Raw genomic sequence first — 15,172 nt, forward strand, 5'->3', positions numbered from 1 at the left:
TGGCACCCGATCGCCTGTCGCGCGTTCGGCGACCATGGCTTCAGACAATACCGCTCGGCGCTGGTTCGCCCTCACCCGCGACCGAATGCCGGGCCTCGCCCAACAGCGCGGCTGGCCCGTGTTCGAAGATCATTGTTTCCAACGCATCCTGCTTGACAATGCGGTGGGCGAGAAATGGAACAATGAAATTCCCGCGCCCGCCTATCGCAACGCCCCCGACGACCTGCTCGAACGCGCCATCGCCCTCGGCGAAGCGGCGATCGCCGGGAGCGAGGATCTCGACGATCTCAACCGCAATTCGCTCGCCTGGCGCGGCCAAGGCGAGTTAGCCTGATTTTGTTTTCCGGATGCGGTTCGGCGCCGCTTTGAATTGCTTCGCTACGCTCGCAATGACGAGAATAGAGGTGGTGTTCCCCCTTCGTCATTGCGAGGAACCGAAGGCGACGCGGCGATCCAGCTGCGTTACGCGCAAGGCCGACACCAGACGAAAAAAGGGGCGGACCGAAGCCCGCCCCTTTCGAGTTTCGTTCGGACGACGCGCTTACTGTACGGTGCCGGTCCCGGCATTGCCCGCATCGCCGACAGTGGCCGGGCCGTCATCGGCGACTTCGCTGTCCGCCGCTTCGTTGCCCGGAACCAGTCCGCGCGCTTCGAGCATCGGCGTGACGTCCGGCTGGCGCCCGGCGAAGTTCTGGAACATCTGGAAGTAATCCATCGTCCCACCACGGCTCAGCACGGTGTCGCGATAATGGTCGCCATTCTCGCGCGTCAGTCCGCCATTCTCGCGAAACCACTTGCGGCTGTCGCGATCGAGCATCTCGGTCCACAGATAGCTGTAATAGCCCGCCGAATAGCCGGTCGGTCCGCTGAAGATGTGGTTGAAATAGGTGCTGCGATAGCGCGGCGGCACCAGATCGATCTCCAGCCCCAGTTCCTGAAGGGACCGGCGCTCGAACGCGTCGACCTTTTCGGGCGTGTCGAGCGCGGCGGCCTGCTGCGGGGTCAGCGCGCTCCACTTCATGTCGAGGAGGGCAGCTTCCACCGTTTCCCCGAAATCATAGCCCTGGTTGAACTTCGAGGCCGCTTCGATCTTCTCGATCATTTCGGCAGGGATGGTCTCGCCGGTCTTGTAGTGCTTGGCGTAGTTCGACAGCACGCTCGGCCAGGTGGCCCACATTTCGTGGACCTGGCTGGGATATTCGACGAAATCGCGCGCCGTGGCGGTGCCCGACAGGCTCTCGTATTTCTGGTCCGCGAAGAAGCCGTGCAGGGCGTGTCCGAATTCGTGGAAGGCGGTGTTGACCCAGTCGAAGCTGACCAGCTGCGGTTCGCCTTCCGGCGCCTTGGGAATGTTGAGCACGTTGTAGATCACCGGCTTGGTGCCCCACAGATCGCTCTGTTCGACGAAATTGCTCATCCACGCACCGCCGCGCTTGGACGGGCGCTGATACGGGTCGAAATAGAACAGGCCGAGTTCCGACCCGTCGCGGTCGAACACGGTGTAGACCGACACGTCGGGGTGATAGACCGGCAGGTCCGTCCGGCGTTCGAAGTTCAGGCCGTAAAGCTGGTTGGCCATGTAGAACACGCCATCTTCCAGCACCTTGTCGATCTGGAAATATTCCATGACCGCGTCTTCGTCGAGATCGTACTGCTCTGCCTTGATCTTGTTGGCGTAGCGATACCAGTCCCACGGCTTGACGGTGTAATCGCCGCCATCCGCAGCGATCGCCGCGTTCAGCATGGCCGCCTCGCGCCGCTGCGTGGCGGCCAGGGCGGGGACCATCTGGCCCATGAAGTCGAGCGCGGTCTTGGGCGTTTCCGCCATCCGGTCCCACATCGCATAGCTGGCCCAGTCGGGTTCGCCGAAAAGAGCGGCCTTCTGCGCGCGCAGTTCGGCGATCTGGGCGATCAGCATCCGGGTGTCGATATCGGTCGTCCCGTCGGCGCGGTGATAGCTGGCGTTGAACAGCTTTTCGCGCGCGGCCCGGTTTTCCATGGCCGGGAGAAGCGGCTGCTGCGTGGTGTTCTGCAGCGCGATCGCGAATTTGCCGTCATAGCCTTTCTCGGTCGCGAGATTGGCGGCAGCGGTGATATCGCCTTCGCTGAGCCCGGCGAGTTCGGCGCGGGTGTCGAAGATCACCGGCTGGTCCGCCATGGCATTGCGGGCACGCTGCGAGAAATCGGTCGTCAGCGTCGAGAGCTGCGAATTGATCGACTTCACCTGTTCGCGCTGCGCATCGGTCAGCAAGGCACCGGCATGCACCATGCCGTCAAAGGTGTTTTCGAGCAGCTTGGCGTCCTCGACCGTCATCGCCATCGCGGCGCGATTGTCATAGACTGCCTTCACGCGCTGGAAGAGCGCGGGGTTCAGCGTGATGCTGTCGTAATGCGCGGTCAGCTTGGGGCTGATCTCGGTCTCGATCTCGGTCAGGCGATCGGTGGTGTTGGAGCCCGTCAGCGCGAAGAAGACGTTGCCGACGCGGTCGAGCATCCGGCCCGACTTCTCGAGCGCGACGATCGTGTTGTCGAAAGTGGGCGCGGCGGGATTGTTCACGATCGCTTCGACCTCAGCGGTCTGGATCGCCATGCCCTGATTGAAGGCCGGAATGTAATCGTCTTCCGAGATCGCGCTGAAATCGGGCGCGTGGAAGGGGAGGGTGCTGTCAGAAGCGAAATAGCCGGTTCCTTCGGGAATGTCGGCGTCGGCGACCGCGGTGGAATTGGTCGAGGCCATGGCAGTATCGCTCATCGTGGTGCTGCAACCGGCCAACAGGGCGGCGGCGGCGGTGGTGGCCAGGATCTGGGCCTTCATAAATGTCTCTCCAGTTCGAACGGGGCGCCCCGCGCGGATCGCGAAAGGCAGGAATGGTTGCGTTTGTATATGATCGCGCTTGAACAGCGGATTGATGGCGATTGCAAGCGCGGAGCCTTTGGATCCCAACCTTTGCGCGGTTTAAAGGTCAGGGACGGGCTCGCCCTGCCGGTCCTGCGCCTTGCGCCGCGCCGCCCCGGCTGCCTCGTCCAGTGCCTGGCGATTGACAGTGACGAGGCGCGGGCGGCCCCCCGCCTTGTCCACCACCAGCCAGATCGAGCCGAGTTCGAAGAAGCCGCCGCGTTCCGGGACCACCGTCATGCGCGACAGGTCGAGCCGCTCGATCGCATCGATCAACCGCGCGTCGAACACTTCGTCATACAACGCGTCGACCTGATCGTCGTCGAGTTCGACCTCCTCGCCATCGCCATCGATATAGAGCAGCGGCAGGCCCAATTGTTCGAGCATTCGCGCCTTGTCGCCCGATCGGGCCGCAGCTCGCAAGGCATCGATCGCGGCCTGGAACTGGCTGGCGCTGGTGTTGGTGGCGCAGGATATCGCGCCCCCGTCGACGAGATCGTTGGCCCGGTCGAACTCGATGTCGCGGCTCCGCTGATTGGACCACACCATCAGCAGGCAATCCTCCGGCTTCTCCGTCATCGCGTCGAGAAGGGGCGTTTCATCCCTGTCCTGCGTGCGCATCGCCATCGCCTGATCCTGCCCGCGAATTTCGGGCGAAGGATCGGATACGGGCGAACATCCTGTCGCGAGAATGGGGAGGAGCGGGAGGAGGTATTTCGGCATCGGTACGGGGTCTATCGGTCGGATTGGTGTTAACGGAGAAGCGCATAGCGCCTGACAGGCTCGTAAAGCGCGCCCGAGGCGCTGAGATGGCTTTCGAACAGGGTAAACGCATCGACGATCCAGGGCTGGCTGGCGAGATCGCCTTGCCGGGCTATCCACGGACCTATCGGATCAGTGCTAGCGTTCAGCCGCGCAATGGTGATGTGCGGCGCGAATTTGCGGGTTTCTGGCGGCAGGCCCGCCCGGCGACACGCCATTTCGACCCGGCCCTGCAAGCGGCGCAACGCCTCGCTTTCGCCAAGGCCAGCCCACAGGGTGTGCGCGCGACCCTTGCGCTCGAAATGGCCGACACCCGCCAGAGAGAGCGGGAAGGGCGGGCAATCGACGCTGGCGAGCGAGGCGACCAGATCGTCAGCCATCCGGGCATCAACCTCGCCGACGAAACGCAGCGTGACGTGCAATTGGTCGTCATCCTGCCAGCGCGCTCCGTCGAGCGCTTCCATGCGGTCGATCAGCATGTCGCGGATAGGCGGCGGAGGCCGGATTGCGACGAAAAGGCGATGGCTCACGATCTTGGGCTCACGATCTGGCTCAGACGGTGGAGGAAAACTCGCTTTCGCGGGGATCGTCATAGGCGGCTTCACTGAATATCTTCTCGCGTCGTTCGGAGCGGAACTGGAGCCCGCGCGCAACCTGCCCGGCGGCGTGGGTATAGTTCAACTCCGCCGCGATGGCATCGTAATCGCGCGCCTGGATCGCGGCGTTGAGACGCGGGCTTTCGTCCTCCGCGACATTGCCCGGACCGACATTGTAGACAAGATCGACCAGCGCATCGAATTCATGCTGATAGAGCGGCAGATCGCCGACAAGCTCACGCACGTGGCGTTCGGCATCGGAAAGATCGGTTTCGAGGAATTCGAGGATCTGCTCCTTCGACACCCGGTCGCCGACCCTGAGGCCATCTTCAGGATCGACGAGATGGCCGATGCCCACGGTCGGATACCCCGCCACGTCGCGATAGACGATGTAACGCACGCCTTCTTCCTGGATCAGCGCACGCTTGAAATCGGCGCTCGTGCCAATTTTGTGCGCAGCCAGACGCGTCTGGGTCGGATCTTCGTAAACGGCGTGCGTGTCCACCACGCCGCCGATCGAGCGGCTGGGTCCGAAGGGGTTGGTAAAGGCGGCAAGTCCGACCGCGCCTGCCGTCAGCATGGCGGTTGCCGCCCTCCGAGACGACATGTTCGGCTTGACGTTGAACGCCTTGCGCGCTGCACGACGGGCGAGCGATAGGTCGCTACGATGGCGCTTCTTCGCCTCGCGTTCGCGTTGCTTGCGGGCTTCCGCAAAGCGCCTGTCCGCCGCAGCGTCACGGCTCGCCGGCACGCCATCCAAGGGCATGTCGAGGTCCTTCAGCATCTGGCGAATCCGTTCGGCGGAATCGGATGGCTTGCGCGGGGGACGCTGGCGGTCTGGCGCGCGCTGGCTGGGATTGGCGGACATGGCTTGCGGGTGCTCCGGGCAACTTCTCGTTGGTGGGAGCCTCGATCAGGCCCGCACTCGCGGCAAATTCTTCGCAAAGCGCAGACTTGGGCCCCCGTCTTACCCCATTAACGGACGGCGAAGGGGGAAGGGTCCTCGGTTCACCGAGAATCGGACACGGCTTGCACGTGAATACCGTCCGATCCCCCTTGCGTAGCCGAAACCCCGCATTCTGCCGCTCAACCCCGCTTGCGCGCGCGCTCCATCGGCCGGGGAAGGTCGCGGCGCTTAACGAACCGCATATTCTCGCCGCACGGGCCGGAGCGGGCGTGGCGCCGGGCCGACCGGGCGTATCTGAGCTTCGGGATGGAGCGAGCGACCGCGCAAGAAATTGCCGAAGGGCCGGTCTTCGCCAGCCATGCCAAGTCGGGTGAGGATTTCGCTACGAAAGACGCGGCGGATGCGGCCCGCTCCCGCAGCGCCGTAACCGAGGAGGAAATCGCGCAGGTCGGTCAGTGGATCGACCTGATCGCCAGTCAGCTCGGCCTCGAAACGCCGCGCCCCCAAACGCTGTTCTAGGCAGCCGAACGCTCGACCCGGTTGCGGCCCCCTGCCTTGGCACGATAGGTCGCCCTGTCGGCCCGCGCGAGGACCTCGTCGAGGTCGTCGCCAGCTGCCCATTCCCCAACCCCGATCGATGCGGAAGTCTTGAGTTCGGCATAGGGCATTCCGGCGGACAGGCCGCCAATGGCAAAGCGGATTTTCTCGGCCACGCCGATGGCCCGTTCCATATCGTCGATAGCCACTATCATGACGAATTCCTCGCCCCCGGTGCGCGCCGCGCAATGTTCGTTGCCCTCCAGCCCGGATACCACTTCGCGCAAGGCCGCGCCCACCCGTTCCAGCACGAGATCGCCGGCGGCGTGACCGAACGTGTCGTTGATCGCCTTGAAATGGTCGAGATCGATTGTCAGCACATGCCGCGTTTGCGCGGGATCGAGCGTTTCGGCGAAACGGAAGAACGAACGACGGTTCATCAGGCCGGTCAGGTGATCGCGATACGCCAATTGCTCGACCTCGCGCAGGGAATCCTCCAATTGCCGGGTCAGCGCCCGGTTGGTGACGAGAGTGCGCGCCGTCTCCTCCTGACGGTTCGTCGCCGCGAAAGCATAAGCCAGGAAAACCAGGAAGAGCGTGCTAATCGCCAACAAGGCGCCCCAATCGCGCCCATCGTTTTGTTCGAGTAACAGCAGGGCCAGGGCCGTAAACTGAAACCCCGCGGAATAGGTCAGCGCCAGGACCGGGACGGGTGCCAGCATACTGACGATGATCGTGATCCCTGCCACCAGCGATCCGAATATCAGCATCGCCGCAGGCTCGTTGAGCGAGTTGGCGAGAAGCGGGGGTAACATGCTGGCCCAGCTCGCGCCGCCCACGATCAGGGCAAGAGCAACAGGGCGAATCGCCTGCGAACCCTTGCCGCCATCGGCAAGGATCGCGCGGGCGCGCTTGAAACTGATATGGGTCAGCGGGCTTGCCACGAAGCGGCTGGCTAGCGGGATGGCGAAGGCCATCGGATCGCCCAACTGGAACACCGCGAACACCATGATAAGCCAGCACACGGCATTGGCAATTTGGGCTTTCTTCTCGATTTCGAGCACCAGGCTGAGCTTCTGGCGATTAACCGCGCGCTCGCTGACCTCGATCTGGCGATCGACACGCCTGGTGATCGCGTCGATACCGTCCGTGCCCTGCATCCTGACCGTCCTCTGCCCGCTCAATTTCTTTATTCGCTAGACGCGAAACACCACTCTTTTCGGTGGAAGTGAGCCAATTTTAGCCCTGACTTGGTTAACACCAGGTTTGCCGATCGCGTAATCCCCTTAAATTCCATGCGATCGCTCCCACATGGAACCGAACCGAGCAGCCCGACCGTTGACGGTTCCGAGGTGGGCTCGATCCTCTTCTTGACCCTGACGAACATTTGCGGAACACGCCCAACCCATGGCTCTTACGAAAATATCGGTGCGCGGCGCGCGCGAACACAATCTCAAGGGTGTCGATATCGATCTGCCGCGCGATGCGCTGATCGTGATCACCGGGCTTTCGGGCTCTGGCAAGTCCAGTCTGGCCTTCGATACGATCTATGCGGAAGGGCAGCGGCGCTATGTGGAATCGCTGAGCGCTTATGCGCGGCAATTCCTCGAGATGATGCAGAAGCCCGATGTCGAACATATCGACGGGCTGTCTCCCGCCATCTCGATCGAACAGAAGACGACGAGCCGCAATCCGCGTTCCACGGTCGCGACCGTGACCGAAATCTACGATTATATGCGCCTGTTGTGGGCGCGTGTCGGCGTGCCTTATTCGCCCGCCACCGGCCTGCCGATCGAAGCGCAGACGGTATCCAATATGGTCGATCGCGTGATGGCGCTGCCCGAAGGCACGCGGCTCTATCTGCTCGCGCCGGTGGTGCGCGGGCGCAAGGGCGAATACCGCCGCGAACTCGCCGAATGGCAGAAGGCGGGCTTCACCCGCGTGCGGATCGATGGCGAGATATACCCGATCGAGGAAGCGCCCGCGCTCGACAAGAAGTTCAAGCATGATGTCGAGGTGGTGGTCGATCGCCTGGCGGTGAAGGAAGGCATCGAGACGCGCCTGGCCGACAGTTTCGAACAGGCGCTGCGGCTGGCCGATGGTCTCGCCTATGTCGACCTTGCCGATGGCGTGGTGCCGGGCCGCGAGAATGAGGGCGAGGGAGGGGGCGCGATGAAAGGCGCGGGCCTGCCCGCCAATCGTATCGTCTTCTCCGAAAAATTTGCCTGTCCGGTCAGCGGCTTCACCATCGAGGAGATCGAGCCGCGCCTGTTCAGCTTCAACGCGCCGCAGGGCGCCTGCCCGACCTGCGACGGCATCGGCGAAAAGCAATTGTTCGATCCCCAGCTGGTCGTCCCCAACGAGGCGCTGACCCTCAAGAAAGGCGCCGTGGTGCCCTGGGCGAAATCGAACCCGCCTTCGCCCTATTACATGCAGGTGCTCGCCAGCCTCGCCAAGGAATACGAGTTCAGCCTCGAGACCCCGTGGGAGGATTTCGACAAGGAAATCCGGGACATCATCCTGTTCGGCACCAAGGGCCGCGCCATCCCGCTCACCTTCAAGGACGGGCGCAAGAGCTACACGGTCAAGAAGCCGTTCGAAGGCGTGATCGGCAATCTCAACCGCCGCCTGCTCCAGACCGAAAGCGCCTGGATGCGCGAGGAATTGTCCAAGTTCCAGACCGCGCAGCCCTGCGAGACCTGCAACGGCAAGCGCCTCAACGAAAAGGCGCTGGCGGTGAAGATCCCAGGTCCTTCTGGGGTCACCGACATCGCCACCCCCACCAAGATGAGCGTCGCCGATGCCAAGGCCTGGTTCCTCGGCCTGCCCGAGCATCTGAACGACCAGCAATCGCAGATCGCCAAGGCCATCCTCAAGGAAATCAACGAGCGGCTGGGCTTCCTCGACAATGTCGGGCTCGACTACCTCAATCTCGACCGGACCAGCGGCACGCTGTCGGGCGGGGAGAGCCAGCGCATCCGCCTCGCCTCGCAGATCGGCAGCGGGCTGTCGGGCGTGCTCTACGTGCTCGACGAGCCCAGCATCGGCCTCCACCAGCGCGACAACGACCGGCTTCTGGAAACGCTCAAACGCCTGCGCGATCTCGGCAACACGGTGATCGTCGTGGAGCATGACGAGGATGCGATCCGTGCCGCCGATTACGTCGTCGATCTCGGCCCCGGCGCGGGCGTGCGCGGGGGCGAGGTCGTGGCGGAAGGCACGCTGAAGCAGGTGCTCAAGTCCAAGAAATCGCTCACGGCGGACTACCTCACCGGGCGGCGCGAGATCGCGGTTCCGAAGGAACGCCGCAAGGGCAATGGCAAGCAGATCACTGTCCATGGCGCCCGCGCGAACAATCTGAACGACGTCACCGCCTCGATCCCGCTCGGGACCTTCACCTGCGTCACCGGCGTATCCGGCTCGGGCAAGTCGAGCTTCACCATCGACACCCTCTACGCCGCCGCCGCGCGCACGTTGAACGGCGCGCGCATCGTGGCGGGCGCGCATGACAAGGTCACCGGGCTCGATAATTGCGACAAGGTGATCGAGATCGACCAGTCCCCCATCGGCCGCACGCCGCGATCGAACCCCGCCACCTATACCGGCGCCTTCACCCAGATCCGCGACTGGTTCGCGGGCCTCCCCGAGAGCCAAGCGCGCGGCTACAAGCCCGGCCGCTTCAGCTTCAACGTCAAGGGCGGCCGGTGCGAGGCGTGCCAGGGCGACGGCCTGATCAAGATCGAGATGCACTTCCTGCCCGACGTCTACGTCACCTGCGAGGAATGCGGCGGCAAGCGCTACAACCGCGAAACGCTGGAGGTGAAGTTCAAGGGCCACTCCATCGCCGACGTGCTCGACATGACGGTGGAGGATGCGGAAACCTTCTTCGAAAACGTCCCCCCCATCCGCGACAAAATGCACATGCTGAACGAGGTGGGCCTCGGCTACGTCAAGGTCGGCCAGCAGGCGACCACCCTGTCGGGCGGCGAGGCGCAGCGGGTGAAGCTCGCCAAAGAATTAAGCCGCCGCAGCACCGGACAGACGCTCTACATCCTCGACGAGCCGACCACCGGCCTGCATTTCGAAGACGTGCGCAAGCTGCTCGAAGTGCTGCACCGGCTGGTGGACCAGGGCAACAGTGTGGTGGTGATCGAGCACAATCTGGATGTCATCAAGACGGCGGATTACCTGCTGGACCTTGGGCCGGGCGGCGGCGTGCGCGGCGGCGAGATCGTGGCCAAAGGCACGCCGGAAGAGGTCGCCGCAACGGAGGCGAGCTTCACGGGGCGGTATCTCAAGCCGATGCTGTTGCGGGTGAAAGAGCTGGCTCAGTAGTTGATTTAGCAGCGTCTGGCTGCGTATCAGAAGGCGTCAACACCTAGGGGATAGTAGTGGAAACCGAAGTCACAAAAATCGCTCCTGAGCAGTTGCTTTTAGACCCCAACAACTATCGATTCCTCGATATCCCCGGATATAGAAAAGTCGCCAAGCGCGAACGCTACGGCGAGGATGGCGTTCAAGCTAAGGCGTTGGACCTTCTTACGTCCCATCAGGGCTTCGATCTTGAGTCGTTGAGGGATTCGATCGCGAGCAATGGCTTCGTCCCATTAGACCAATTGGTAGTTGAAGAGTTCGATGAGCAGGACAACAAGAAGCGCTATTTGGTCATTGAAGGGAATCGCCGCGCCGCAGCGGTGAAGACACTTCTACGGGATCAAGAGGATGGTTCGGTTGATCTTTCTGACGAGGTCAAAAGCTCATTAAGCGCTCTGCCAGTCATAATTGTGAGTGGTGATGAAAAGGAAAAAGACAATTTTCACAAGACTCTCATGGCTATTCGCCATGTTTCTGGGATCCGTGAATGGGGCGCGTATCAGCAAGCAAAGCTTGTGGTCGAGATGTACGAAGACGAGGCGGAGAGCTTTTCCCAAGTTGCGAAGCAAATTGGGATAAGCCCTCAAGAGGTAGGAAGGCGATACCGGGCATCGAAGGCGCTCAACCAGATGGAGAGCGACGATGAATTTGGCGTTCATGCAAGCCCGAAGTTGTACAGCTTTTTCCATGAAACAGTCTCCTCCCCACAGCTACGCGAATGGCTTGATTTCTCAAACGATACATACACGGCTCAGAATGATGAGAGTCGAACATTGTTTTATCAGCTCCTTAGCCCGTCTGAGGTGGATGGTGAGAAATACGACCCAAAACTTCAGAATGCCAATCGCCAGATTCGACAATTAAAACAGATAGTCGAAAGCGATGCCGCGCTCGCGCTATTGTCTGATCCAGAGAAATCATTCGATGAGGCTGTGAAGGTTGCGGACGATGAAGCTGAGACGGATCAATCTGGTGCCACAGAGTATGCTCTCAGGCAGGCTCTCAAAGGACTTCGTAAACCGGGCATTGATGCTTGGAATGATCCGACCGATCGAACGAAGCAACTTTGGGCAGAATTAAGAGCAGTCTTCGATGCGATCGATAAGGTTCTTGAGGATGATGAGTGAAGAACGCGAATATCGTCGATGCCCTTGAGGCAGAAATTGGCATCGACGGCGAAGCTCGAAACTTAACTGACGCGGTGACCGCTGCGCTTTGCCAAGGCGGTTACGACGAAATTGATGCTGTCGGTTTGGCTGCGACACGTCGATCAGCAATCGTAAAGATCATCGACGACCGCCAACGATCCGCCCAAGCTGATGGCTTGGTTCATACGCTCGAAGTTGTAGGCGCTTTTCGATCTCACGTCGGCGGAGCCGGTAGGCCGGAGGTCGCTGACGACGACAAGCTTTCTCTGGCGAAACAGGGGCGACGCCAAATCGCATCCATTTTGGCTTGCATGAAAGCACTTGACCATAACCAGTTTGAATTATTCGGTGCCGCATTGATCCGGTCTCTTGGAGCATCTGTGTCGGAGAAAACTAGGCAAACCGGCGATCAAGGAATAGATTTTGTCGGCACAACGCGTTTGGGCGAGCTACTTTCGCACCCTAAAAATATCTTTAAGCTCGCGCATGATATGCAAATTGATTTCATTGGGCAGGCCAAGCATTATCCAAATAGACCGCTAAATCCATCTACAGTTAGAGAACTTGTTGGTAGTTTGGAGCTCGCGAGATCACGACATTTCTCGAACGACGATTTCTGTTTGCTTGAGGACCTGTCACTAAAGTCTTTCAGCCCAGTTTTTGCGCTTCTAATAAGTACAGGACCTGTAACGGAAGGTGCCCGCTCTGTTGCTGAAAAGTCAGGTATAATAATTCGTTCTGGAGACCAAATCGCGACGTATTTGGCTGATTTGGGAGTCGGTATAGTCCCAGAGACGGGGGGGTTTTCCGAGGCGGTATTTAAAGACTGGATGCTCCAATCGATTCACTGAGAGGCCGGTCCGACTCAACGCAAAACTCTGTCTTACACCCCTCGGACCAATATTCCTCTCTGGCCCCTCCTCCACGAACCCGAGAGGCACCCCTGTCCATACCGTCCCCGACCTGTCGGCTAACCCCAAGCCGACTAAGCACGGGGCCCTTGAGGCGTGGCAAATTCATGCCGACGCAGGCCGCATCGGGAAGCGCGCTGCGCCTGATCCTGGGCGATTGCTTCATTAGTTTAGGACCAGACAGTGCTGCTTACCAGGCTGTTCCCTTAGAATGACGGCGACCTGTTGCACAGGACACTCTATCACGTTGTCAAATCCTCCGCGTTTCGCCAAGCTATCTACGATCTAAAAAAACTGTCCTACAACCCCCAAATGCCATACCTGCCTCGGTTCCTTTCCTCACACGGAGCATGGAACCATAGCCGACACGCCCGAAATCCCGAGCTTCTCGCCGACAATCCCGCTGCCGCGCAGCGCTATCTGCGGATGGTCGCGGCGGTGGGTGGGGTGCCCGATGTGGGCGATGCGGTGGACGATCTCGTCCTCGAAGCGCTCCAGGACGCGTTCGGGGAGAATGGCGCGGGGGTTCCGGTGGTCGGTCGGGGCCGGTCCTGATGAGGATCGTTTAGCGTTCGTGGCGAGCCGTGCGTTCGCGCTGGGCCGCCCTTAGCGCCTATCGCGCAATAAAGGGGGCAGAGCTTTTCTACCCCACCCTCAATCCAGCAGCGCCAGCTCCACCGTGCCGCTGCCGCGCTGGATCAGGCCGAGTTCGGTGGCGGCGGCGCGGCTTACGTCGAGGATGCGGTTGCCGTGGAAGGGGCCGCGATCGTTGATGCGGACGGTCACGGTCTTGCCATTGCGGGGGTTGGTGACCTCGACCAGCGTGCCGAAGGGCAGGGTGCGGTGCGCTGCGGTCATCGCGTGCATGTCGAACTTCTCGCCGCTCGCGGTGCGGCGGCCCTGGAACTTGGCGCCGTAATAGGAGGCGGTGCCGCTGCCGATCGCGCGCGCGACCGGGGCTTCCTCGATCGGCGGATCGAACGTGTCGAGATCGACCGCTCCGGCGGCGGGCGCGGAAGGCTGGGGAAGGGCGGAATGCGCCGTGAAGGCGGCGGCGAAATGCGCTTCGCTCACGCGCTCGGCCGGGGTGGCGGCGGTGGCGGGGCTGGCAATGATCGCGGCAAGAGCAAAGGAACGAAATACGCGTTTGGACATTTTAGTGTCCTCCGTTGTTTCGCCCAGCCTGATAGCCGAGCGAAGCGCGGGAGTCGTTTACGCGTCGGGAATTTGCCTCGATCTTGCCACGATTCGTCGTGGTTTGAGCCGGACGACCAGTCGCTCGGGCGAATTCTCAGGCCCGAATCGCTCTGATTGCGATCAATCCGCCCCTCTGCCGCCCCCGTCGCGCTGGGCCAGCAGACGCAGCCGCAATGCGTTGAGCTTGATGAAGCCCTCCGCATCCTTCTGGTCGTAGGCGCCCGCATCGTCCTCGAAGGTGACGTGCGCCTCCGAATACAGCGAATGCGGCGATTTGCGGCCGACGACCATGGCGTTACCCTTGTAGAGCTTCAGCCGCACCGTGCCGTCGACCTTTTCCTGGCTGAGATCGATCGCCGCCTGCAACATCAGCCGCTCGGGGCTGAACCACAGCCCGTTATAGATCAGCTCCGCATAGCGCGGCATCAGCTCGTCCTTGAGATGCGCGGCACCGCGATCGAGCGTGATCTGTTCGATCCCGCGATGGGCGCGGGCATAGATCTCGCCACCCGGCGTCTCGTACATGCCCCGCGATTTCATGCCGACGAAGCGGTTCTCGACCAGATCGAGACGCCCGATCCCGTGTTTGCGACCCAGATCGTTGAGCGCGGTGAGCAGTTCGGCGGGGCTCATCTTTTCGCCGTTGAGCGCGGTCCCGTCGCCCTTTTCGAAGTCGATCGTGATATATTCAGGGGTGTCGGGCGCATCCTCGGGATGGTCGGTGCGAGAATAGACGTAATCCGGCGTTTCCTCCCACGGATCTTCCAGGACCTTGCCTTCGGACGAGGTGTGGAGGAGGTTCGCATCGGTCGAGAACGGGCTTTCGCCGCGCTTGTCCTTGGGCACCTGGATCTGGTGCTGTTCGGCCCAGGCGATCAGCGCGGTGCGGCTGGTCAGGTCCCATTCGCGCCAGGGGGCGATCACCTTGATATCGGGCGCGAGCGCATAGGCGCTGAGTTCGAAGCGGACCTGATCGTTGCCCTTGCCGGTAGCGCCGTGGGCGATCGCGTCCGCGCCCGTCTCGCGCGCGATCTCGACCAGCCGCTTGGAGATCAGGGGCCGCGCGATGCTGGTGCCGAGGAGGTAATCCCCTTCGTACCGGGCATTGGCGCGCATCATCGGGAAGACGAAATCGCGCACGAATTCCTCGCGCAGATCCTCGATGAAGATGTGTTCGTCGGGAATGCCCATGGCGCGGGCTTTCTCGCGGGCAGGCTCGATCTCCTCGCCCTGACCCAGATCGGCCGTGAAGGTGACGACCTCCAGCCCACGTTCGGCCTCGAGCCATTTGGCGATGACGGACGTGTCGAGGCCGCCGGAATAGGCGAGGACGACTTTCTTGATATCGGACATGGGCTTGATATCGGACATGGGCGGCACCTGTGGGATTGCGCGGAATACATGGGATGCGAAGAGCGGGGCTCTCGCGAGTCGCGCGGGTGCTAGCACCGGGGCGGGCGGGTAGGAAAATGGTTTTGGTGCGAAAGGCCAAAGCTGCGTTTCGCAGGCGCCGCCTGGGTCAGCGGAGTTGGCTGTCCTTGCTCCCACGGCGGTTGAACCCGCTGCTCCGGGCCGAGGCATCCTGACCGGACTGGCATTCGACGCAGCGTTTCACGCCGGGAAGGGCAGTCCGGCGCTTTTCGGGAATTTCCTCGCCGCATTCGAGGCACCAGCGCTCGCTCTCGCCACTGGGCATACGGGCGCGCGCGGCGCTGACCGCATCCGACACGGTGTCGTCGATCTGATCCTGCACCGCGCCATCCCGCGTCCATCCGCCCGCCATTTCCGCTTCCTTTCAACTGGTTGCGAAGTTTAAAGGTGGGGGCGGGGCGGGCGAAACGCAA

At 61.8% G+C, this 15,172-nt stretch carries 14 protein-coding genes; 6 read left to right on the forward strand and 8 right to left on the reverse strand.

Annotated features, from left to right (window positions below):
* Positions 1-34: 34 nt before the first annotated feature.
* The gene (locus GRI47_RS03175; RefSeq protein WP_160659913.1) at positions 35-334 is read left to right on the forward strand and encodes a GCN5-related N-acetyltransferase; all 300 of its coding nucleotides are present in this window, start codon (positions 35-37) and stop codon (positions 332-334) included.
* Positions 335-541: 207 nt separating this feature from the next.
* On the opposite strand, the gene GRI47_RS03180 is transcribed toward GRI47_RS03175, so the two are convergent.
* The 4 genes from GRI47_RS03180 to GRI47_RS03195 form a co-directional block, all read right to left on the reverse strand.
* Positions 542-2,815 carry a M3 family metallopeptidase gene (locus GRI47_RS03180; protein ID WP_160659914.1) on the reverse strand — a complete coding sequence of 758 codons (2,274 nt, stop codon included), beginning with the start codon at positions 2,813-2,815 and terminating at the stop codon, positions 542-544.
* 141 nt (positions 2,816-2,956) lie between these two features.
* Complete coding sequence (locus tag GRI47_RS03185; protein ID WP_237452604.1) at positions 2,957-3,619, reverse strand: hypothetical protein; 663 nt, start codon at positions 3,617-3,619, stop codon at positions 2,957-2,959.
* A gap of 29 nt (positions 3,620-3,648) precedes the next feature.
* On the reverse strand, positions 3,649-4,188 hold the full coding sequence (thpR, locus tag GRI47_RS03190) for an RNA 2',3'-cyclic phosphodiesterase (protein WP_337190627.1): 540 nt from the start codon (positions 4,186-4,188) through the stop codon (positions 3,649-3,651).
* Positions 4,189-4,210: 22 nt separating this feature from the next.
* On the reverse strand, positions 4,211-5,122 hold the full coding sequence (locus GRI47_RS03195) for a lysozyme (RefSeq protein ID WP_237452605.1): 912 nt from the start codon (positions 5,120-5,122) through the stop codon (positions 4,211-4,213).
* Positions 5,123-5,467: 345 nt separating this feature from the next.
* On the opposite strand from GRI47_RS03195, the gene GRI47_RS03200 reads away from it, so the two are divergent.
* Positions 5,468-5,680 (forward strand): hypothetical protein, encoded by a 213-nt coding sequence (locus GRI47_RS03200; protein WP_160659916.1) that lies wholly within the window; start codon positions 5,468-5,470, stop codon positions 5,678-5,680.
* Here GRI47_RS03200 and GRI47_RS03205 read toward each other — a convergent pair.
* Positions 5,677-6,858 carry a GGDEF domain-containing protein gene (locus GRI47_RS03205; protein ID WP_160659917.1) on the reverse strand — a complete coding sequence of 394 codons (1,182 nt, stop codon included), beginning with the start codon at positions 6,856-6,858 and terminating at the stop codon, positions 5,677-5,679. The two genes, GRI47_RS03200 and GRI47_RS03205, sit on opposite strands and share 4 nt — an antisense overlap.
* Positions 6,859-7,105: 247 nt before the next feature.
* Between GRI47_RS03205 and uvrA the strand changes: the two genes are divergently transcribed.
* The 4 genes from uvrA to GRI47_RS03225 all read left to right on the forward strand — a co-directional run bounded on the left by uvrA (position 7,106) and on the right by GRI47_RS03225 (position 12,686).
* The gene (gene uvrA / locus GRI47_RS03210; RefSeq protein WP_160659918.1) at positions 7,106-10,033 is read left to right on the forward strand and encodes an excinuclease ABC subunit UvrA; all 2,928 of its coding nucleotides are present in this window, start codon (positions 7,106-7,108) and stop codon (positions 10,031-10,033) included.
* Between the two features lie 56 nt (positions 10,034-10,089).
* Positions 10,090-11,199, forward strand: a complete 1,110-nt coding sequence (locus GRI47_RS03215) for a hypothetical protein (RefSeq protein ID WP_160659919.1) — start codon at positions 10,090-10,092, stop codon at positions 11,197-11,199.
* Entirely contained in the window at positions 11,196-12,071 is an 876-nt protein-coding gene (locus GRI47_RS15235) for a restriction endonuclease (protein WP_160659920.1), read from the forward strand. The genes GRI47_RS03215 and GRI47_RS15235 overlap by 4 nt, the downstream gene beginning before the upstream one ends.
* A 372-nt stretch (positions 12,072-12,443) precedes the next feature.
* Positions 12,444-12,686 (forward strand): hypothetical protein, encoded by a 243-nt coding sequence (locus GRI47_RS03225; RefSeq protein WP_160659921.1) that lies wholly within the window; start codon positions 12,444-12,446, stop codon positions 12,684-12,686.
* 99 nt (positions 12,687-12,785) lie between these two features.
* On the opposite strand, the gene GRI47_RS03230 is transcribed toward GRI47_RS03225, so the two are convergent.
* The 3 genes from GRI47_RS03230 to GRI47_RS03240 all read right to left on the reverse strand — a co-directional run bounded on the left by GRI47_RS03230 (position 12,786) and on the right by GRI47_RS03240 (position 15,111).
* On the reverse strand, positions 12,786-13,286 hold the full coding sequence (locus tag GRI47_RS03230; RefSeq protein WP_160659922.1) for a septal ring lytic transglycosylase RlpA family protein: 501 nt from the start codon (positions 13,284-13,286) through the stop codon (positions 12,786-12,788).
* A 162-nt stretch (positions 13,287-13,448) separates the two neighbouring features.
* The gene (locus tag GRI47_RS03235) at positions 13,449-14,681 is read right to left on the reverse strand and encodes an argininosuccinate synthase (RefSeq protein ID WP_160661284.1); all 1,233 of its coding nucleotides are present in this window, start codon (positions 14,679-14,681) and stop codon (positions 13,449-13,451) included.
* A 166-nt stretch (positions 14,682-14,847) separates the two neighbouring features.
* Entirely contained in the window at positions 14,848-15,111 is a 264-nt protein-coding gene (locus GRI47_RS03240) for a DksA/TraR family C4-type zinc finger protein (RefSeq protein WP_160659923.1), read from the reverse strand.
* Positions 15,112-15,172 lie beyond the last annotated feature (61 nt).

The organism is Qipengyuania pelagi (assembly GCF_009827295.1).
GTDB lineage: Bacteria > Pseudomonadota > Alphaproteobacteria > Sphingomonadales > Sphingomonadaceae > Qipengyuania > Qipengyuania pelagi.